25 protein-coding genes are annotated in these 18,306 nt (G+C 62.6%); 11 read left to right on the forward strand and 14 right to left on the reverse strand.

What is annotated here, in order from left to right; translation table 11 throughout:
- The 11 genes from AB0C87_RS24865 (at nt 1) to AB0C87_RS24915 (ending at nt 5,709) form a co-directional block, all read left to right on the forward strand.
- Nucleotides 1-1,314, forward strand: a complete 1,314-nt coding sequence (locus AB0C87_RS24865) for a DUF3987 domain-containing protein (RefSeq protein ID WP_360579713.1) — start codon at nt 1-3, stop codon at nt 1,312-1,314.
- A complete protein-coding gene (locus AB0C87_RS24870; protein ID WP_360579715.1) occupies nt 1,311-2,069 on the forward strand; it encodes a hypothetical protein in 759 nt (252 codons plus the stop codon). Before AB0C87_RS24865 ends, AB0C87_RS24870 begins: the two co-directional genes overlap by 4 nt.
- A gap of 148 nt (nt 2,070-2,217) precedes the next feature.
- Entirely contained in the window at nt 2,218-2,595 is a 378-nt protein-coding gene (locus AB0C87_RS24875; RefSeq protein ID WP_360579717.1) for a hypothetical protein, read from the forward strand.
- Nucleotides 2,596-2,672: 77 nt separating this feature from the next.
- Nucleotides 2,673-2,933, forward strand: a complete 261-nt coding sequence (locus tag AB0C87_RS24880) for a hypothetical protein (protein ID WP_360579719.1) — start codon at nt 2,673-2,675, stop codon at nt 2,931-2,933.
- 11 nt (nt 2,934-2,944) lie between these two features.
- Nucleotides 2,945-3,376: a hypothetical protein gene (locus AB0C87_RS24885; RefSeq protein ID WP_360579721.1), complete on the forward strand. Its 432-nt coding sequence runs from the start codon at nt 2,945-2,947 to the stop codon at nt 3,374-3,376.
- A gap of 67 nt (nt 3,377-3,443) precedes the next feature.
- Entirely contained in the window at nt 3,444-3,944 is a 501-nt protein-coding gene (locus AB0C87_RS24890; RefSeq protein ID WP_360579723.1) for a hypothetical protein, read from the forward strand.
- Entirely contained in the window at nt 3,944-4,375 is a 432-nt protein-coding gene (locus AB0C87_RS24895) for a hypothetical protein (RefSeq protein ID WP_360579725.1), read from the forward strand. The genes AB0C87_RS24890 and AB0C87_RS24895 overlap by 1 nt, the downstream gene beginning before the upstream one ends.
- Before the next feature lie 7 nt (nt 4,376-4,382).
- Entirely contained in the window at nt 4,383-4,589 is a 207-nt protein-coding gene (locus AB0C87_RS24900) for a hypothetical protein (protein ID WP_360579726.1), read from the forward strand.
- Nucleotides 4,586-4,831, forward strand: coding sequence for a hypothetical protein (locus tag AB0C87_RS24905; RefSeq protein WP_360579728.1), 246 nt, complete (start codon nt 4,586-4,588; stop codon nt 4,829-4,831). Before AB0C87_RS24900 ends, AB0C87_RS24905 begins: the two co-directional genes overlap by 4 nt.
- Before the next feature lie 70 nt (nt 4,832-4,901).
- Nucleotides 4,902-5,192 (forward strand): hypothetical protein, encoded by a 291-nt coding sequence (locus AB0C87_RS24910; RefSeq protein ID WP_360579730.1) that lies wholly within the window; start codon nt 4,902-4,904, stop codon nt 5,190-5,192.
- A 262-nt stretch (nt 5,193-5,454) separates the two neighbouring features.
- Nucleotides 5,455-5,709 carry a hypothetical protein gene (locus tag AB0C87_RS24915; protein ID WP_360579732.1) on the forward strand — a complete coding sequence of 85 codons (255 nt, stop codon included), beginning with the start codon at nt 5,455-5,457 and terminating at the stop codon, nt 5,707-5,709.
- 203 nt (nt 5,710-5,912) lie between these two features.
- Here AB0C87_RS24915 and AB0C87_RS24920 read toward each other — a convergent pair whose 3' ends face one another.
- The 14 genes from AB0C87_RS24920 to AB0C87_RS24985 all read right to left on the reverse strand — a co-directional run bounded on the left by AB0C87_RS24920 (nt 5,913) and on the right by AB0C87_RS24985 (nt 18,301).
- Nucleotides 5,913-6,224, reverse strand: coding sequence for a hypothetical protein (locus AB0C87_RS24920; RefSeq protein WP_360579734.1), 312 nt, complete (start codon nt 6,222-6,224; stop codon nt 5,913-5,915).
- Between the two features lie 5 nt (nt 6,225-6,229).
- On the reverse strand, nt 6,230-7,147 hold the full coding sequence (locus tag AB0C87_RS24925) for a CHAP domain-containing protein (protein ID WP_360579736.1): 918 nt from the start codon (nt 7,145-7,147) through the stop codon (nt 6,230-6,232).
- Nucleotides 7,148-7,156: 9 nt separating this feature from the next.
- Nucleotides 7,157-7,447, reverse strand: coding sequence for a hypothetical protein (locus AB0C87_RS24930; protein ID WP_360579738.1), 291 nt, complete (start codon nt 7,445-7,447; stop codon nt 7,157-7,159).
- A 59-nt stretch (nt 7,448-7,506) separates the two neighbouring features.
- A complete protein-coding gene (locus tag AB0C87_RS24935) occupies nt 7,507-9,669 on the reverse strand; it encodes a hypothetical protein (RefSeq protein ID WP_360579740.1) in 2,163 nt (720 codons plus the stop codon).
- Nucleotides 9,670-9,683: 14 nt separating this feature from the next.
- Nucleotides 9,684-11,870 (reverse strand): hypothetical protein, encoded by a 2,187-nt coding sequence (locus tag AB0C87_RS24940; protein WP_360579741.1) that lies wholly within the window; start codon nt 11,868-11,870, stop codon nt 9,684-9,686.
- An 11-nt stretch (nt 11,871-11,881) separates the two neighbouring features.
- A complete protein-coding gene (locus AB0C87_RS24945) occupies nt 11,882-12,847 on the reverse strand; it encodes a hypothetical protein (protein ID WP_360579743.1) in 966 nt (321 codons plus the stop codon).
- 9 nt (nt 12,848-12,856) lie between these two features.
- Nucleotides 12,857-15,010 (reverse strand): hypothetical protein, encoded by a 2,154-nt coding sequence (locus tag AB0C87_RS24950; RefSeq protein WP_360579745.1) that lies wholly within the window; start codon nt 15,008-15,010, stop codon nt 12,857-12,859.
- 13 nt (nt 15,011-15,023) lie between these two features.
- Nucleotides 15,024-15,491 carry a hypothetical protein gene (locus AB0C87_RS24955; RefSeq protein ID WP_360579747.1) on the reverse strand — a complete coding sequence of 156 codons (468 nt, stop codon included), beginning with the start codon at nt 15,489-15,491 and terminating at the stop codon, nt 15,024-15,026.
- Nucleotides 15,443-15,793: a hypothetical protein gene (locus AB0C87_RS24960; RefSeq protein WP_360579749.1), complete on the reverse strand. Its 351-nt coding sequence runs from the start codon at nt 15,791-15,793 to the stop codon at nt 15,443-15,445. The genes AB0C87_RS24955 and AB0C87_RS24960 overlap by 49 nt, the downstream gene beginning before the upstream one ends.
- Before the next feature lie 101 nt (nt 15,794-15,894).
- Nucleotides 15,895-16,416: a hypothetical protein gene (locus tag AB0C87_RS24965; RefSeq protein ID WP_360579751.1), complete on the reverse strand. Its 522-nt coding sequence runs from the start codon at nt 16,414-16,416 to the stop codon at nt 15,895-15,897.
- Nucleotides 16,417-16,542: 126 nt separating this feature from the next.
- A complete protein-coding gene (locus AB0C87_RS24970) occupies nt 16,543-16,959 on the reverse strand; it encodes a hypothetical protein (RefSeq protein WP_360579753.1) in 417 nt (138 codons plus the stop codon).
- Entirely contained in the window at nt 16,952-17,245 is a 294-nt protein-coding gene (locus tag AB0C87_RS24975; RefSeq protein ID WP_360579755.1) for a DUF5403 family protein, read from the reverse strand. The genes AB0C87_RS24970 and AB0C87_RS24975 overlap by 8 nt, the downstream gene beginning before the upstream one ends.
- Nucleotides 17,245-17,634, reverse strand: coding sequence for a hypothetical protein (locus AB0C87_RS24980; RefSeq protein ID WP_360579757.1), 390 nt, complete (start codon nt 17,632-17,634; stop codon nt 17,245-17,247). Before AB0C87_RS24980 ends, AB0C87_RS24975 begins: the two co-directional genes overlap by 1 nt.
- A gap of 1 nt (nt 17,635) precedes the next feature.
- Nucleotides 17,636-18,301, reverse strand: a complete 666-nt coding sequence (locus AB0C87_RS24985; RefSeq protein WP_360579759.1) for a hypothetical protein — start codon at nt 18,299-18,301, stop codon at nt 17,636-17,638.
- Nucleotides 18,302-18,306: the final 5 nt, after the last annotated feature.

The raw sequence follows: 18,306 nt of genomic DNA on the forward strand, positions 1-18,306 counted from the left end.
ATGGGTCAGAAGCGAGTCCCGCCTCAGATCGATGAGGCCGCATTCGCGAACCCCTTCGGCCTCCTGGCCGAGGAGCTGGACCCGTACACGGAAGGCGCGAAGGTCGGCGTCATGGTGACGCTGATGTCCGCATTCAGCGGTTACCTGGGTCCGGAAGTGCGGGTCGAGACTGGCCGAGGCACTTCACCTCTGGCTACCTGGTTCGTCTTGGTGGGCAAGTCAGGTATCGGTCGCAAGGGCGCCACCGCCCGAATCTCGATGCCGGTTATCAAGCAGGCGTTCAAGGGCTGGGCCGGGGAGCACGTTGTCCACGGAATCCCAGCCACGGGCCTCGGCATGATGGCTGAGTTGGCCGAGCACAACGGAAACCCGCTGTTCGTGCTCGAAGAAGAGATGGACACCTTCATCAACAACGCCAAGCGCGATGTGAAGGTGGGCGTCTACCTCCGCAAGTCGTGGGACGGGGAAGCCCTTGCCCACAAGACGGCCAAAGCAGATTTCAAGGTTGACAATCCGCACTTCGGGTTCGTGGGTCACGTTCAGCCCAAGAACTGGGGGGCGATCACTGGTTCGAAGGACGCGACCGGCGGCACCTACAACCGGTTCCTTGCGATCTTCGTTGAGAAGTCCAAGACCGTTCCGGTCTTCGGTGGGCCCGATTCGTCGGCTGTGATCGAGATGGTGGCCAAGGAGCTGCTGTCCATGGGCCTGTGGGCCCGCGAGACGCGGCCGACTGTGAAGGTGCCGGCTGACGTCGCAGCGGTGTTCGAGGCCGTCCACCGTCCAGTGGTCGAGTCCCTCACCGAGGACAACGAGGCCCTGTCGGAGATGGCCGAGCGGAGCCTGGCCTACCTGATCAGGATCAGCGCCCTGTACGCCCTCGCCGACAAGCGGGACGAGATCAACGTCGAGGACCTGGACAGCGCACTGGCTTTGATCAAGTACTCGGTTGACTCCGTTCGGTTCGTCCTCCCCGAGGTGACGGGCGGGGACTCCATCTCCCAGAAGATCCTGCACGCCCTGGAGATGAACCGGGACCCGGAGACGCTTGAGTCCATCCCGATGTCCATGACAGAGGTCTGGGACGTGGTCGGGCGGAACATCAAGGTCAAGGAAATCAACGAGGCGCTGCTTCAGCTCCCGCAGGTGGAGCGATTCCGTGGCGAGTCGTCCGGTGGACGTCCGCCGATGTACCTCCGTCTGATCGAGGACGACCTCGACATGGAGATCCGGAGGGCGGAACAGATCGCGTCCGAGGATGACTTGGACCGTGAGATTGCGAGGGCTGAGGAAGAAATGGCGGCGCGGGTTTGATCGAGCTGAAGTGCCAGGACTGCGGAAAAGCCCTGGAATGGAAGGGCAGAGGTAAGAAGCCCAAGAGGTGCAAACCTTGCGGCGCTGAAGCCAACCGCAAGAAGGCAACCAAGTCGAAGGTGCGGGACCGTCTCCACAAGAAGGGAGAATCTGCGTCCCGCTGGAATGAGCTGTGGCTTCTCAAAGACGTCTTCGGTAACCCCTACGCCGTGCGGCGTGACGCCAGGCAGGTATGGGGGGCCACCGGAAGCAACGACGAACAGGTGAACGGTCGATCCGGCATCTTCCACAAGATCGGCCCTGACGGGCTCCCCAACGAGGGGATGTCCATCCCAACCACCACAGCCTATGCCGACGTTCGGTGGCGTATCAGCGAGAACCATCGGCTCGCCCGGGAGTCGGACGAGGCCAAGTCATGGCTGGACGCCAACCCGGACTGGTGGCACTTCGAGGAGCACGCGCACGACCTGTTTACACGGGACGTCGTGGATTCGGTGGTGGTCAACGGAGAGTCCGTCGAGGACGACCCGGATGAGACCTCACACCGGGACAAGTGCACCTGGTGTGGGGAGCGCCGGCCGCTGGTCCTGGCACACGAGTTCTGTGGTGACGCCTGCATGACCGACTACGTGACGACGTTCGGGCCGGACGGCCTGGAGCTGGAAGGGGGTTTCGATGCACCACACAACAAGGGAGGGATGGCTGAAGCACGGGGTCGAGTTGATGCGCCCGTGGTTCAGCGAGCAGCAGCGTGAGATCCCCGACCTGTACGTCTCGGTTTCGTTTCCAGCGACCGGGGGTCGCTCCGGCAAGCGAATCGGAGAGTGCCACCACACCAGCGAGGACGGGAGCCCTCACGTCCTGGTCCACCCGTACCTGAGTGACCCGACCAGGGTCCTGGACGTGGTGATTCACGAGCTGGTGCACGCCACGCTCGGCTACGGGGCCGGGCACGGGGCCGCGTTTAAACAGCTCGCTACCGCGCTGGGACTCACCGGGAAGATGACGGCCACGGTCGCCACTGACGAACTGCGCGAGGTCCTCGGCGACATGGTTCGCCGGGGCCTCGGCCCGTACCCGCACTCGGCTTTGCAGCAGTACGTGCCCAAGCAGACAGCCCGGCAGATCAAGGCTACGTGCCCCGTGGCGCATGGAGAGAAGAAAGATGGCTCGCCCGAGTTCTACGTGACCCGGGTGAGTCGTAAGTGGATCGACTACTGGACCGACCGCATCGGGTACATCGCCTGCCCTTGCGGCGAAGCGATGCTCGTTGAGGAGTAGCTGTGTAGGGATTTGATGAGGGGCGGCCTTCGGGCCGCCCTTTGTCATGTCCAGATACAGCACTGAAAGGAGGGCGGATGACCGGCACAGTCGACCTGCCCGAATGGAAGCAGCAGGCCCGCGTCATCGCGGACGTGCTGAAGGAGCACGCCGAAACGGCGGCGGATTTCGCCGAGACGTTGTCCTACGAGATGGAGGGCGTGACCGACACGCCGGAGATGCTCGACCTGGACAGCATCCAGAAGGCCCTGGACAACACCATGGCCCACGCAGAGCGAGCCAAGATCCAGCTCGCCATTCTCCGGGTGACCCTGCCCGGCAACAAGTCAACCAACTGAGGAGGCAGCTAATGGGATTGTTCCTGGTCGACATCGACGGAACCGTGGCCAAGCGGAACGAGGAGGACCCGAACGTCCGGCACCCGTTCGACTGGAAGAGGGTCGGTGAGGATCTTCCGAACGATCCGGTGATCGAGGTCGTCCGGGCGCTCGACTCGGCGGGGCACACCATCTTCTACCTGTCCGGGCGTTCGTCGGTGTGCTACCGGGAGACGAGCGAGTGGCTCGATCTCTACGTGGGCCCGATCGGGGAGCTGCTGCTGATGCGGCAGGACGGCGACCACCGCCCGGACACCGTTGTGAAGCGGGAGCTGTACGAGGAGAAGGTCTTCCCCTTCTACGGCAAGCCTCTCGCGGTCCTGGACGACCGCAATTCGGTCGTGAAGATGTGGCGCGAGGAACTGGGGCTCACCGTGTTGCAGGTCGCCGAGGGCGACTTCTAGTCGGATCTTTCTTCTGGGGCCGGGCCTAGCGCCCGGCCCCTTTCCATGTCCGGACGAAAGGAAGCTCATGGAACTGCACGAGATTGTCGAGACGCTCGAAGGACACCTTGCGCCCCTGTTCAAGCTGATGGAGATCGCGGAGGAGGAGATCGAGGCCGCGCAGAAGCGCTTCCACGAGCCCGTAGGGGAGGGCGACGGTCCGATCTGGAACAGCTTCATCCTCCTCCCGCCGAGCCACCCGGAGATGAAGGCCGAGAGCCTCTACCGGGCTCACTGCCGGGAGCTGCTCGACCGGCGAGGCCGTGGCGAGGACACCAGGCCGGCGACAGGTGCGGAGCTGATCTTCGCTCTGTCGGAGGCGAGCCTTCAGGCGCCACTCTCCAGTGCGGCGGCGGGCCTGTACCTGAAGCTGGGTCTCCAGTGCTTCCCCGAGATCATGACCGATGTCCTGAACAACATCGGCCGATCGGTGGGCGACTACGAGCGGCTCCACGGCCGGGCGATGGCCGAGCACGAGCGCTACCTCCGGAAGAAGATGCGGCAGGACTGGCGCACCAAGGAGGACTGATGGTCCACGGCGGAAACGCGATTTGGGGCGGCAGCCGTGTCCGGCTGCTCATGCCACACAACAACGTCCGTCAGGGGTCCGAGGGGACCAACCTCGGCAGGCGCCAGGACGGAGACACGCTCGTCGCCCTGGACGACGGGCGCGAGGAGTACCTGCCGATCGCTCTGTTGGAGCGGATCAACAAGGAGGAGTACGTGGAAGACGCCATTCAGTGGAAGTCGTTCCCCGAGCGCAAGGTCTGGCACCCGCACAACTACGACAAGGTCCAGGAGGAGACCGGACGAGGCGACTACGTCTACCAGTTTCGGGGCTTCAGCGGGAAGTGGTACGTGATGCGCACGCACGCCCCCACCGGAAACACCGCGCGCACACGGTTCTACCCGAACCAGAGGCTCGCCAAGGCGACCTTCGACCACCTCGTGAACGAATAGGAGGGTCATGGCTGCCACCTGGAAGGAAGACATCCCGGACGAGGTCGAGTACGTCCAAGCCACCTACCGGGGTGGGTTCGTTTACACGCTTCAACGGTCTGCCGGTCGATGGTTCGTCGGCCGCAAGAACGCGCTCACTCAGGTCGTGGAAAGAACGAAGTACTACCCGAACATGACCAAGGCTGCCGAGGTCTACGAGGAGTTGATCGCATGACACCCGAGGACTTCCTTGAGAACCACTTGGACCTGCTCACAGAAGCATTCGGGGTCTTCCGGTGCCGGATGGAAGACCGGGCAGCGGAGTTCGCCTTGGCGGCGACCACGCCCGAAGCACCCGAGGTCTTCCAGCAGACGTCCGAGATCTTCCAAGCCCTGGCCGACCGGACCGGCCAGGCGATCAGCGACCTCAACCTGATCACCAACTGGGATGGCAAGAGGCGGGTCCTGCGGAAGTAGCTGGACCCGGAAACGAAGAAAGGCCCCGCCCAACCGGGCGGGGCTTTGTTGTATCTAAGGAGCGGAATTGATGGACAGCACTGACAAGACTCTGGCCGGCGCGCTCGCCGTGGTGACGACCCTGGCGGCGGTGGGCATCGTCGCGGCGGCCTGCACCGCAGACCCGGCCCCGGCGGGTGGTGGCTCCAACGGCGGTGTGGAGATCGAGGTCGACCACGACGGCCACCCGGTGAAGCGGCACGGGGCGTACAAGACGTACCGGCCGAAGGCTCCGAGCTACCGAGCCCCCAAGGCCCCGACGTACAAGGCCCCGAGTGCGCCGAAGGCCCCGTCCATGGGTGGCGGTTTCAAGCGCAAGTAGCCGATGAGAGCCCCGGCCCGGAAACGGGCCGGGGTTGTCGGTTAGATCACCTACTATCTCCTCCGGGGGTCGCGGGGCCCCGGACAAGGGGATAGCAGTGAAGCGTGTCGCCGGAATCTCTCTGATCATCTGCCTCGGCCTTTCCGCGTGCAGCTCGGCCGGTGGGTCGACTGCCGAGCCCTCCCAGGCCCCGCCTCCGGTACAGGAGACACGGACAGCGGACCCAGGTGTGCAGCTCACGGCTGCAACCGTGAAGGCGGGGGTGATCAGGGTCAAGCTCACGAACACCAGCGGCGAGCAGCTCGACGTCAACCCGGCCTACTTCAAGGCGCTGGACACGGCGAAGACCGAGTACAGGAGCATTGTGACGGGGGAGCCGAACGAGGTGAAGACAAGCATGATCGACCCGGGGGTCAACATGAAGGGTGTCGTGCACTTCACCACCAAGGCCAAGCTCGTCCACCTCTACTTCACGGACGTCGCAGGGCAGAAGCTCGCCGAAGCGGCCATCAAGTAACCCCGAACAGCGGAGACGACGTGGACGAGACCGCAACCGTCGAGTGTGAGGAGTGCTTCGCACTCGTCAGGGGAGAGTCGCTCGTTAAGCACGAGGCTTGGCACGAGCGGCAGCGGGAGTACTGGCGCGAACAGTGGACCGGGGAAACCAGGTAACCCCAGAACGCAAAAAGGCCCCCACCCGTGAGGGTGGGGGCTTCCTTCTTACTTCTTGAGCTTGCGCAGGTAGCTACCAGCAGCAGCCACACCGTAGGTGTAGGCCACCATCAGCAGCGATGGGACGTCCAGGTTTCCGCCCTGGATCTCAGACCAGACAGCGGGGCCGGCTGTCAGGGCCACAGTGAGGGCCAGGCCCTCGGCGAGGGACAGACCCACCTTCTTGGCGTGGCCGGCGTTCGCCGCGTTGAGCTTGCCGTCCTCCAGGAGATCCGGGAGGAGATCGTCATAGATCCATACAGCCTCGTCGGACAGGTCGACGTCCTGAACGGTTACGTCGGGGGCAGAGTGCTGACCCATAGGACTCACTTCTTCCAGCCGTGGAGCTTGAGGGATGTGGGGTGGACGGTGATGCCGTCACGCGGGAACCCGCCCACCTGGATACGAAGTCGACGGTTCTTGCCCATCGTGTCCGCAACCGTCAGCGCGTCGTAGACGACACTTCCCGAGGCATCCCGGTTCCGAATGGTCTTGGTCGGACCCGTCTCAGTGATCTTGAAGCTTCCGTTCTTCTGCTTCTCAACCTCAACAAAGCGGACCCAGCACGACTCGCCGTCCTTGAGGCCGTACACCGCAAGGCCAACAGTCGCAACGTAGTCTGCGGCAGCCGTCAGAATGGTCGGATACGCCTTGCCGTCGCCGTGCTGATGCTCAGCGTCCGAGTACTCCTTGTCGAAGCACAGGTAAAGCGACTCGCCCTTCTTGGGCTTGCCAGTCCACTTGGACGAGCCAAGAGACACGTACATGTCAGGACCAACCTCCTCGTCGTTTGTAAAGGCCGGACGGCCGTAGCCGTAAATCCGGGAATAGTTCAGTGGCCACTTCTTCTTATGAACTCCGCCACCGTTCGGATTGAAGCCCGAAGAGTTCGAGGTGTTGCCCTCGATCGTGTAGATGTGACTGCCGTCAACGGCGTACACGATGCCGACGTGGTCTCCGCCCGAAGCGCCGTAGTAGACGATGTCGCCCTTACGTGGCGTCTTCACTCCGCGCCGGAAGAACTGGCCACGGGCACGGAACCAGCTCCAGCCGGCCTCGCAGCCAGCCGTACGCGGAACAAGGTCAGCGCTGCCCGAATGAGCTGCGACATAAGAAACAAAGATGTGACACCAGGCCACACCATTCCAGCCGTACCACTGACCGAACATGGTCCGGTTGACCGGGGTCTCCAGGTAGTTGTTGTGGGATAGAGCCTCCTCAATGAAGGCGTCAACACTCCCCATGGGATCTCCTTAGTTGCCGGTGATCTTGAGGTAGCCGAGGATCAGGCTGCCCGCAGCGGCGAGAATCGCCGTGAGGTTCGTCCACGGCAGCTTGTTGAGCTTGTCTTCGAGGGTCCGAACCCGGCCGCTCATATCCCGGATCTCGGACTTGTTCTCGTTCGTCTGCTCAGCCATCGAGCGGATATCGGAGCGGATCTCAGTCATCCGCTCGTTCGTCTGGTCAATGGACTGGCGAAGCAGGTCGTAGATCTTCTCGGTGCTGACAAAGACCCCGCCCTCGGAATTCTGTCGTTCAGTCATCGGGAGCCTTTAGATATGAGAAAGGCCCCGCCGAAGCGGGGCCTTTCAATGAAGAGATGTCAGGCAGCCTTCAGAGCGAGCGAGAATCCGCCCGCCTGTCCGGAGGCGCCACCCGTAGTGGCGTTCGCCGCCGGAACAGTGCCGGCCGAGGTGACCCCCTGGTCCGTCGCAAGGACAGACGGGGCACCGCCACCGGTACCGAGCTGCACGCCGCGAGTCGAGGCGGCAGTGTCGTCCGCAGTGAACGATGTCGGGCTGGAGACCTTGTCCCAGTAGAACCGGACCAGTGTGGCGGGAACCGTGGTCACGTTCAGAGCTGGAGCAGTGTGCGACGTGTCCGCCGCAGTCTCCGAAAGCTTGTCGTGCGCGGTGACAACCGAGGCCGAGTAGCCGAGGGCAACCACAGAGATCTTGGTCGTCGCCGTCCACCCGAAGGTTGTCGAGCCCACCCCGGCAGGGGCCGTGTAAACGGCCGCCCGGGACTGGTTGGACCCAACAATCTCGTCCACCATCGTCCAGCCCAGAGGCACCGAAGGAGCCTCCGCAGTGTTCCAGGCGAGGCAAGCCACGATCGTCTCACCGGCAGGTAGCGGCACAGAGGCAGCAACGTCGTTGAAGTACGCCTTCTGCATGTCCACGTACCCAGGAGCAGCCGCAGGCGGATCGGGATCGACCGACCCACCCGTGATCGGCGACCAGCCGCCGGAGACCCGGACGTTCACGACCGGCGGAGACTGAGTCAGGTCGACCCAGATATCGCCAGGCCGCGAGCCGCTCGGCTCGGGGCCGGCACTCACCTTGGCGTTGCCCACGTTCGGGGCGAACACCTCACCAGTTGGCTTCACGCCGGCCAGGGCGACGTTGTCCAGGTCCGTAGCCTCGAACAGGTTGGCCGTCTGACCAGACACACCCTTGATCCGAAGCGGAGTCCGGGACGGAGCCGAAGGAATGACCCTGAACTCTCCGTACTCGTTGAAGTAGCCCGTGCGCTGCCAGTTCGGAGCGACATCCGATCCGGTGTTGTAGTAAACCCCGAACGTGTCCGGGGCCGTCGAACGATCCCCGGCCGGGATACGGATACTCATGGCCTGCGTAGCGGTGTTGCCGTCCGGGACACGGATCGTGCTGCCACCAGCCGTCAGGACAACCGTCGAAGGATCAACACCAAGCCCGCCCTCCGGGGGCGTGCCAGGGGCAACCTCCGTGTAAACGGGCTCAACCAGCAGGGACCTGAAGAAGAACGAGGCCGTCCTGCCGGACGTGCTCGACCGGTGCATCGTGCGAATGAAGTAAGTCGCACCCGGGGTCAGGCCAACGACCAGCTTCCGGCGGGACGAACCCGCCCAGTACTGGTCCTGGCTGCCAGCAGCCCACTCGTCAGACGCGGCCAGGAACACTGCCCCTGTTGCGTTGTTCTCTCGAATCTCGAAGGACATCGAGGAGTAAGCGGGGGACTCAGCCTCGGACTGGGTGAACACCGTGACCGCAATGTTGCCACTAGGCGGTGCAACAAAGGTGCTGGACACTGCCACACTGCCCACCTGCCAGCTCGTTGAGCTGGTGGACTGGTCACTGCGGGAGATGACCTCGAAGCTTTCCATTCGCTCGGAAGCGATCGGATACCACTGCGCCCAGTAGGGCTGACCGTTGTCGTCAAGCTTGCCAAGGTAGACCGAGCCGGTCCCCTCTTCCCGGGGGTTGTGGATGATCCCGCCCGGCACTGCCGGTGGAACAGCCGCAGGGATGAAGGGGCGTACGCGGGCACCGATGAACCAACGAGCGTCCGCCGCTGTACCCCAGTTCTCGGCAGTGACCTGGCTAGCCGGTGGCTGCGTCCACAGCCCGATCGGGCACCGGTCAGCGCCGATCTCCGCAAGACTCGTGCCAGGCAGCAGGGTCGGGGTGATGGTGCGTGCAGTCCGGTCGAGCTGAAGAACCACCAGGTCCGCGCGAGCCACCGTGTTAGCGTTCGCAACCGTGTCGATTAGCCTCGGTGCGGTCAGCCGGTAGTGGTAGCCACCAAGCTGCGCGTCACCAATGTTGACCCGAATGGTTCCCGGCTCGGGGCCGGGCTCAATAGTGAGATCAGAAGTCCCAGGGTGACCGTACACACCGTCATCCTGGAACCCCTCCGCCATCACGGCCCAGTCCTCTTCAGTGACGAACTCGCCGGGACCTTCCGAGAACGGATAGAAGCGCTCGGTCTCGCTGAAATCAGCCACGCGGGGTCTCCTTTCTAAGATGCAACGTTGACAGTGACGGTGTTGGAAACGGCAACGACCGTTCCGGTTAGGTACTTGTTCCGCGAGACAACGCGGAGGGAAAACGATGTGGAAAGCGGAACCTCGAACGGAATCGACCACGACGTCTCGAAGAACGTCGGAAGGGTCCGAACCGCCGTCCAAGTCCCACCATTGAGGTACTGGACTTCCAGTTCGCCGTAGGTGGTGTCAGCGCCGGTCAGGTTGAACCGGGTGTACCTGCGGTACGTGCCGCTAGGCGCGTTCAGGGACACCGATCCACTCGTGTTGAGTGAAGTGGGCGAAGCCGTCAGCTTCGGCACGGAATCCGCCCAAGGCGACGCCACACCATCGTGAGTGAGGCGAGCCCGGTAGAAGCGGGTCTCGTTGATCGCGCTGAAGGTGTGCGTGAAGTACCAGGAGTTGAAGTTCTGCACGGAAACCTTCACCGACGAGGAAGGGATGTTGTTCCACGTCTTGCCGTCCGAGGACCACTGAAGGGTGGGCTCGCTATTGCTCGTCGTGACGAAACGAGGGTCGTTAGGGTCGGCGGTAGGGATCGTGATCCGCATCTGGTACTTCTCGCCGGCTAGGGGCCGGTGAGTGACGCTCCACGTGTCGCCAGACACGCCGCCATCCCAGAAGTCCGTGACGATCGCCAGAGTCGGCGCGTCAGGGACAGGCCCGTCCAGGGGCTCGGCTTCCTCACGAGACGCAAGGCGCTCGACACGACGGCGAACGCGGGCGAGCTGCTTGTAGAACCAGGGCGTCTCGCTGGAGTCGGGTGTGCCGACCGTTGGGTACACGTTCCACGGCTCGTCCGCCGAGGAGGCGATCCGAACCTCCTGCACCTGCTCACGGATAATCCCGTCCGAGTCGTACAGGCTCTCGGGGAGGAACTGGGTGTCGCCGAGAAGGACCCGGACGTCGTCGCCGACGTCGTAATGCCTGCCGTACCGGCAGTCCGGAGTGTTGACCGTGGTCAGCGTGAACGCGCCTGTGGGCCCGTTCTCCACAAGGAACTGGAGTGCCTGGTTGTCCAGCTCGGTGAGGACCGCAGAACCGGGTACAGGTGGCTGCGCCTCGTACCGCCAGTACGGGTCAGGCTGGAAAGCCCAGTCAGCGTCCCGTGCATCCACATACCGCTCGGTGCTGACGTTCCATTCCTGCTCGATGGCCTGCCGGCCCCACGGGTCGCTCCACTCCGCAGGGGTCAGCCGGTTGCCCCGGCTGTCCTTGGAGTCCCAGTCCTTCCACCCCGCAGGGTCGAATAGATCATTCTTCCTGTAGGTGTAGAAGCGACGGTTGCCTTCGGTCGTCTTGCCGCCCAGGTACAGGCGGGTCGCATCCGGGGCCGAGCTGGTCAGCGTGTAGCCGGTCAGGTTGCCGGCATCCCTGCCGAACACCACCGTGTTGCTCCGGTCGGCGACGCGCAGAATGTTGAGGTACAGGCCCTCCTGCGTGCCGGCGGCCTGCACGGAAGGCGGGGTTGGCTGCCAGCGGCACTGGATTCGGTACCCGGCGAGATCGGCGAGAGCGAACACCGTCTCGGCGATGCTCGACATGTGGATGGGGAAGCCCTTCCACAGAGTGTCGGCTGGATAGGCCGAGTAAGCCGCAGGGCAGTTCTTGGGGACGTGGAAGTTCTGAACCCTTCGGCTCACATCGACGTCACCTGTGATGGTGGAAAGAACAAAGTTCTCGTGGACCAGGGCCCAAATGAACTCAGCCGAGTTCAGAGGTGCACGGGCGTTGCCGTTGGCGTCGAACACGGTTGGCGCCCAGTCCAGGGCGAGGTCACTGGCGTTTGCGCCCGCACCCTCGTAGGCCAGGGGCCGGCGCGGGGTCGCGCGACCCACACGGGTCTCAAGGATCGAGTTGTCGCAAACACCGGTCACCCCGATGGTGCCCTTGCCTGCTTCGTCCTTGGACCAGGTGACCTGGATCTTTCGGATGGGCCCCGACATGACAGGCAGGTACGGCTCGTCCTCGGTGTAGATGACGACGCCCCGACCCGGCTTGATCAGCGTCGCCGATGGCGAGCTGGCCGGGATGTCCAGAGACCAGGTGCCGACAGCGTTGAGGCGGATGATGGCCTCGAAAGACTCATAGACATCGACCTCGCCCAGCAGCGGCATTCGGGCAGTAGCAGTGTCAGGGCGATCCCTGACGTAGATGCGCATAGGAAGGTTCATCAGATCCCCAGGTACTTGACTCGGAAAGAGGCAGACATGAACGAAGGCTCTTGTCCGGGATTAAGGCCCTGGATGGACACCTGGTTATCGCCAGGGTCCAGTGCCCAAAACTGAGGATTCGTCGTCAGGTTCGACCAGCCAGCAGACGAGTTGGAGGCGGTGACCTTTACCTTGCCTGGGGTGGTGACAATGGTGACGAACTCGCCAACGGCGAGCGACATGGAGTTGACGACCAGAACACCCTGCGGGCTATAGCTGGTGGCCTCGCGGACAAGATTGAAAGGCCCCTCCAGGGGCCCGACGATCTTCCACGTCGGAAAGACGCTGATCTCTCCGGGGTTGTGGATCGTCATTTCGGGAGAGAAGACGGGATCAGAGGAGAGCTTGAAGCCTCCGGTTAGCCCGTCCTTGGAGACGAAAGCCTCACCCTTGGGCGGGAAGAACGGCTTCGGGGCGGTAGGTGTCTTGGCGAAGGAGATGACCGTGTCGGCCCGGTCTCGGAAGAACGGGTCAGGGGCACGCAGGACCAGGCCGTACTTGCCCCAGCTCAGTCCGTTGTCGGAGCCCTCGTCGCCCTGGAGGCCATCGGCGTAGTACACCTCGATCTCGCGCTGAGGCTCGTAGTTCCCGCTCTCGTCGGCCTCGGCGACGATGAGCTTCGCCATCCTGGCGAACATCCGGTTGGGGGGCAGTGCGCGGATCAGCCGGCGCTTGTTGGCCACCATCTGGGGGCGGGAGTCACCCCACACCGTCAGGGGAAGAAAGATCTCTCGGGCCAGGCCCCGGACGGCGATGGGGTACTCGCCGTCCAGGACCGGGTACTCGGCTGTCTGCACGTCCCACTCGGGCATGTCCAGACCGGTGGCTCCCTTGTTCAGCCAAATGTTCCCCGTGCCACCCTTGGCGGAAAGGGCGAACTGGCTGCCGTCCACCCCTTCCAGGGTGACCATTGGGGCGTAGTCCACAAGAACTCCTTAGGCTGGTGCGTAAAGCGCGTCCGCGTACTTCAGCGCCTTGACAATGGTCTTTTCGGTGGGAATCGTCGGGGCAGCATTGACCTCGACGTTGTAGACGTTCTGAGCAGCGTCGCGACCGGAGTTGTATTCGCTGCGTCGGTCCTCGAAGCCCTGGTACTTCCGGCGCAGATTGCGGTCGACGTGGGCCATGCCGTCCACGCTGTTGCTGAGGGAATCCAGGCCACTGAAAGTCGAGAACATGGGCTCGGTCGGTGGCTTAAGGTCGAAGCTGAAGGTCGAAGGCGTCGCGCCGTCCCCCTCGACCGGAGCCGAGAACAGATTGAACGGGCTGACCTTGCCGGCAAGACCACTTAGGCCATTTACGAGACTGCGGGCCCGACCAACGGCACCAGCAATGCTGGAGACGATTCCGGAAATGCGCGCCCACGCGGACGATACGATTCCGACGATCTGGCTCATGATCCCGGAAATGGCTGAGGCCATTCCTCCGAAAGGACCAATAGCAGCCGCCCTAGTCGAGTTCGCCCCGGAACTTGTGCGTCCAGTGATTCGCGACCAGAAAGACGAGATCCTGCCGACCAGGCTGGAGATCTTGCCAACGATTCCGCTGACCATTCCGGCGAAACTTCCGTTCACCGAGGCCGACATTCCCGAAGTCCGCCCCGTTAGGAACGAGCCGAGCCCATTCCACTTGGACTTCAGCCAGTTGACCAGGCTGTTCCAAAGACTCTTGATCTTGCTGGCCAGGCCAGAAAGGAGGGCCCACATCGAATTCCAGAGATGCATCTGGAAACGAACCGCTAGAACGATCCCCTGGAGCAGTCCGACAATGACGAAGAACGACAGCTTCGCTGCGTCGGCAATGGCCTTCAGGTTGCCCTGGTTGCCAAGCACTTCGAACAGGTAAAGCAGCGCTTCGGTAAGGGCGTCGATGATGCCGGGGGAGACGGTGGCAAAAGCGTTCGCCAGTCGCGCTAGCGCAGGGAGCAGCTTGATGAGCGAATCGCCTAGAGCGTTCAGGGTCTCGCCGTACTCAAAGCCGCCACTCGCCAGAGTCTTGAAGAACTCGCCTAGCGCCGTTCCGATATCGGCGATCAGGTTCTGGAAGCCAGCAACCGCGTACTGAAGGTTCGGGTCCTTCAGGGCATCATTGATGCCCTTTAGGAGGTTGTCAGTGAATGCCATCACCGTGGACGAGAATCCGTCGATGTACTTCGAGGATTCCTTGAAAGCCGTCTTCAGAGGTCCTCGCAGATGTGCGACCCACGACTGAACGAGCGGAATCTGCTTCTGGAACTCCCGCATCATCGGCTGAACTGCGGCACCAAGCACGCTCTTGGCGGTCTTGGCGATTCCACCGAGGCTCTTTCGGAAACTCTTGGCCTGCTTATCGCCCGACTTGAAGGCGTAAACCAGTCCAGCAGCCAGAAATGCCAGCGGTGGAAGGGCAGCAAGGATGCCGCCGACAACGGCGACTAGGGCGATGATCAGTCCTGCTAGCGCAGCGACCAGAAGGCCGACCGCGACAACCAGAACTGGCAGAATGGCAGCTCGGAAACTACCGAAGATGGATGTAGCCTGACCGGCAGCTCCACTCACCTGCCGGAAAGCCATCTGCCCTGTCCGGCCCATATCCTGAAATCGCCGAGCGATGCCCTGCGAAAGCATGGACATCTGAGCCAGGTGAAGCCGAAGCTGCCGGAAGGCGTTCTGATCGACATCAATGTGGACAGTCAGCGTCCGAGGACGCAGGAACACGGCCAGTTCAATGCGGGCCTTCTGAAGGTCCAGGTCAACCTGGATTGAAAGCCCCTTGTTGCGGGAAATCTCATCGAGCTTGGCCTTGGCGAAACTGGTGTCGATATCGACGTCCAGGTGCAGCGTGCGCTGCCTGGCCAGGTTCGCTAGCTGGCCTCGCACCTCGGCGAGGTTCTCCAGCTCGACCTTGATAGTCGCCGTTAGGTTCTTGCCCAGCTCCGCAAGCTTGGCCTTAGCCTCGGCCTCGCCCTTCAGCTCGACCTCAACCTCGACCTTGGAACCGGCCTCGACCTCTTCAAGGAAAGCCTTCAGCTTCTCCTTGAATCCGCCGGTATCTGGGACGACCTTGACGGCAATCCGCTCGACTTCGTGCCCGCCGGCACCACCGGTCATGCCTTCACCTCCTTTATCGCTTAGGAGGCGGAAGCGGGATCAGTGATCCTGGCCCGACCCCCGTGTTTGTCTTGACGTTTTCTCCACGCAGCTTCCGGAGGAGAATGTCTGGCTCCCTGGCCGCCTTTTGCTTTGGACGCGGATACGGGTCAGGTTCGGGAACCTTCTTCGGGTTCTTAGAATTGGCTGCCACCGTCACGTGGTGAAGGTGAAGAACAGCGTCGATCAGGTCAGCGATCAGGTATGCGTGCCTGTCCCAGCCGTAGAAATCGGGGCCACCCCGCATTGCAAGAACCGTCGCGGAGTCAAGTGGAAGTGCCTCCACGAGCGCGAGAGCGTGCTTAGGGGGAAGAGATCCGTCGAAGATCCCGTGAATGTCCACCCCGTAGCGGGCGAGGAGATCCGCGTAGATCTCCCCGCCGTGCTTCTCAATCAGCTCGTGGAGCTTGATGCTTCCGGGCCCTGAGCCGCCTCCATCCACGCAGAGAAGATCTCCATGCGGGACTCGGTCGGTAGATCCGCAAGGGACTTCTTCATCGCGTCCTTGCGGTCCGCAGCAACAACGAGGATCTGGTCGATTGCATCCAGGCGGACCTCGAAGTCGAAGTCCTCGTTCTCGATAACCTTCACGTGAGCCAGAGCGTTCTTCAGCTCAGTCTTGGACAGGTGAAGTAGTGGGCGAAGGAGGATCTCCTTACCGTCCTTCGCAATGAAGACCAGGCCGTTTTCCTTCTGTGTCTCCTCGGCCTTCGCCTTCAGATCAGCAAAGCTTAGAGTAGCCATCTCGGCTTACCTTTCCTCTCAACGCAGATGTGCAGATGGACGAAAAAACCCTCGGTCCCTGCCATCTGCAAGCAGGGACCGAGGGTCGTAGTGGGGTCAGATCAGGCGGTGTACTTCAGCCGCTCCGAAATGGTTCCGGTGTAGTCAGTGCCATCAGCGCTCAGCGTGGTCGCAGTCACCGGGATCTCAGCCAGCGCGGTCGGGTCGTACTCGATCGCGTCAGCACCCGTGATGGACGCCATGCCGTAGTGCTCGACAACCTGGTACTCGCCATCAACCGCGATGATCAGCAGCGCCTTTTCCTGCGGAACAGAACTCGCAGGGATCTGGAACGCCTTCACGGTGTCGGTCTCAGTGGCCGGCGTCACGCCGTCCGGTCCGACAACGACACCTCCGCCGTAGTACAGCGAATAGGCATCGACGGTGAAGTCCATGAGGTTGAGCGACACGCTTCGGGTCTTCACCGGGCGTGTAGTGCGCAGGGCCGGGTTCTGCCACGACCCGAGAACCTCAGGGTCGTCACCGTCGACCTCACGGCTGATGCCGTTCTCAAGCGACGTGTTACCAATCGAAGTCCAGCCCGTACCAGGTACCTTCGGGTTGGCAATCGGCAGAGTAGGCATCGCAGTGCCAACGGGGGCGACGTACACATACCCAGTGCTCGGTAGCACGGGGGCGTCTGTCATTAGGGCCTCCTAGCAAAAGAGAAAGCCCCGCCGATGGCAGGGCTCAGAAAGAAGAAAGATGGGTCAGTCTCGGGCTCGGGCCCAGACGTCGTAAGTCGCGTCGAAGTTGAACGAGTCCGGATGCTTGCCGGTCAGACCGTCGCGGTCGAGCTGAGGACCCTTAATCGTCTCGAATTCAGACAGGACGCCATTGTCCGAGAAGAAGTTGTCCTTGCGAGCCTGGAAGAAAGCGGACTGGACTCGACGCGCTAGAACGGAAGCCACCTTCCGATGCGATGCGACCGTAGACACCGAGAGAACCGCGTGATCCACTCGGTGATTGATCGTGCTGCCACCAACGTTCACCACCCAGACGATCGGCATGGCCTTGCTCCAATCGTTCGGAGCAGTGACCGTGAAGGTCGCCTCACCGGGGAGATAGAAGTTCAGGAGGTCAAGCGCCAGCGCCTCAGAGTCTGGGAGCTTCGGCAGATCAGCCATACACAGCCCCCTTAATGAAGTGCAGCCCCTCGATGCGTTCCTTGGTCCAGTTGTGGGTGAAGCCGAAGTTCACGGGGGCCGCGTACCGCGCCCCGACGTACACCCAGTAGTCCTTCGAGTTGGCGCGCTCGACGCCAACGGACGAGACCAGATAGCCCGTCCTGCTGTGCGGACGGATCAGGTTCTTGATCCGGAACTCCAGCAGGTGTGCTTGCTTGCTCACACGGGCCTGGACCCCGGGCAGCTCGGCGATGACTTCGTTCAGGTTGTTTCTTACGTAGGCCATCACGCGCCCCCCAGCAGCTCGGCCGTCATGGTCACGTAGTCCTGGGAACGCCGGAAGCCTCGGAAGATCCGAGGGTCCTCCTGCACCGTCCACTCCGAACCCCGGAACTCCAGCCGGCCCCACTTGTCAGTGGGGACCTGGCCGTTGATCGGCTTGAAGATCAGACGGACGCGGTTGACGTCAGCCCAGCCCTGGGCAGTGATGCGGGAGTCGATCGCCCATCCCGCGCCGGCAAAGCCGACTGGCAGGATGAACGCCTTGAAGATCGTGGGTGTGAGCGGAGTACCGGTCTCGTCTAGATGGGTGGGGTACGTTCCGCCGTAGCCGTCATCGGCGTACCTGATGGGGTACGCCCTGACCTCCTCGTTGGCCTTGTCAAGGATCGCCATCTCACACCGCCGTGTAGGTAGTAGAGACAGCCAGCGACCACCTGGAGACATCGCCGTCGTAGTTGAGGCGCGCCCTCCAACGGTAAACCCCCGACGTAGCCGGGGCCGGGTAGATGGCCTGCCAGTACGGAGCTTCGCCGTCACTGATGTCCGAGGACTGCGTGTAAACGACGTCATCCCACTGGATGCCATCCACGCTGTACTGGACCTGGACCAGGCCCTCCTTGCATGTTCGACCCGAGATCACGATGTCGTCAGGACCGGTCGCCTCGACCGGGGCCGAGACGGTTGGCGCCTGGAGGATCGACACGTAGTAGGGGCTGAACACCCGGATGGACCCGACACCTGGTCGCTTCCAGCGCAGGTACGCCCGAAGGTCTGACTTCGCCGAGTTGGACAGCAGCACAGCGCCACCGCCGTAGGCGTAGCCAGTAGACAGGTCGGCGATCTTCTCGTTGGCAACACCGGGCTCGCTGTTCAGCAGCCGGCGAACCTCCAGGAGAGCAACCGCCTTGATGGCACCAGGGACAGGGTCCGAGAAGGTGCGTCGGCAGTACACCTCGATCGCATCGGAGATGTTCTGGATGAAGGAATTGACCTTGTCTAGGTCAGTTCCGGTGTAGGTCTGGCCCGTCTGGACGGAGACCTCGTCAGCAGTGATAAGCACAAGGG

Origin of the sequence: Actinomadura sp. NPDC048021, from assembly GCF_040653135.1 — a bacterium.
In the GTDB taxonomy this organism is placed as follows: domain Bacteria; phylum Actinomycetota; class Actinomycetes; order Streptosporangiales; family Streptosporangiaceae; genus Spirillospora; species Spirillospora verrucosospora.

Bases quoted from the DNA above. Each gene is read 5' to 3' on its own strand.
- AB0C87_RS24865 (WP_360579713.1), top strand. From the start codon at position 1: ATGGGTCAGAAGCGAGTCCCGCCTCAGATCGATGAGGCCGCATTCGCG.
- AB0C87_RS24880 (WP_360579719.1), top strand. From the start codon at position 2,673: ATGACCGGCACAGTCGACCTGCCCGAATGGAAGCAGCAGGCCCGCGTC.
- AB0C87_RS24885 (WP_360579721.1), top strand. From the start codon at position 2,945: ATGGGATTGTTCCTGGTCGACATCGACGGAACCGTGGCCAAGCGGAAC.
- AB0C87_RS24890 (WP_360579723.1), top strand. From the start codon at position 3,444: ATGGAACTGCACGAGATTGTCGAGACGCTCGAAGGACACCTTGCGCCC.
- AB0C87_RS24895 (WP_360579725.1), top strand. From the start codon at position 3,944: ATGGTCCACGGCGGAAACGCGATTTGGGGCGGCAGCCGTGTCCGGCTG.
- AB0C87_RS24900 (WP_360579726.1), top strand. From the start codon at position 4,383: ATGGCTGCCACCTGGAAGGAAGACATCCCGGACGAGGTCGAGTACGTC.
- AB0C87_RS24905 (WP_360579728.1), top strand. From the start codon at position 4,586: ATGACACCCGAGGACTTCCTTGAGAACCACTTGGACCTGCTCACAGAA.
- AB0C87_RS24910 (WP_360579730.1), top strand. From the start codon at position 4,902: ATGGACAGCACTGACAAGACTCTGGCCGGCGCGCTCGCCGTGGTGACG.
- AB0C87_RS24920 (WP_360579734.1), bottom strand. From the start codon at position 6,224: ATGGGTCAGCACTCTGCCCCCGACGTAACCGTTCAGGACGTCGACCTG.
- AB0C87_RS24925 (WP_360579736.1), bottom strand. From the start codon at position 7,147: ATGGGGAGTGTTGACGCCTTCATTGAGGAGGCTCTATCCCACAACAAC.
- AB0C87_RS24930 (WP_360579738.1), bottom strand. From the start codon at position 7,447: ATGACTGAACGACAGAATTCCGAGGGCGGGGTCTTTGTCAGCACCGAG.
- AB0C87_RS24940 (WP_360579741.1), bottom strand. From the start codon at position 11,870: ATGCGCATCTACGTCAGGGATCGCCCTGACACTGCTACTGCCCGAATG.
- AB0C87_RS24950 (WP_360579745.1), bottom strand. From the start codon at position 15,010: ATGACCGGTGGTGCCGGCGGGCACGAAGTCGAGCGGATTGCCGTCAAG.
- AB0C87_RS24960 (WP_360579749.1), bottom strand. From the start codon at position 15,793: ATGGCTACTCTAAGCTTTGCTGATCTGAAGGCGAAGGCCGAGGAGACA.
- AB0C87_RS24965 (WP_360579751.1), bottom strand. From the start codon at position 16,416: ATGCCTACTCTGCCGATTGCCAACCCGAAGGTACCTGGTACGGGCTGG.
- AB0C87_RS24970 (WP_360579753.1), bottom strand. From the start codon at position 16,959: ATGGCTGATCTGCCGAAGCTCCCAGACTCTGAGGCGCTGGCGCTTGAC.
- AB0C87_RS24975 (WP_360579755.1), bottom strand. From the start codon at position 17,245: ATGGCCTACGTAAGAAACAACCTGAACGAAGTCATCGCCGAGCTGCCC.
- AB0C87_RS24980 (WP_360579757.1), bottom strand. From the start codon at position 17,634: ATGGCGATCCTTGACAAGGCCAACGAGGAGGTCAGGGCGTACCCCATC.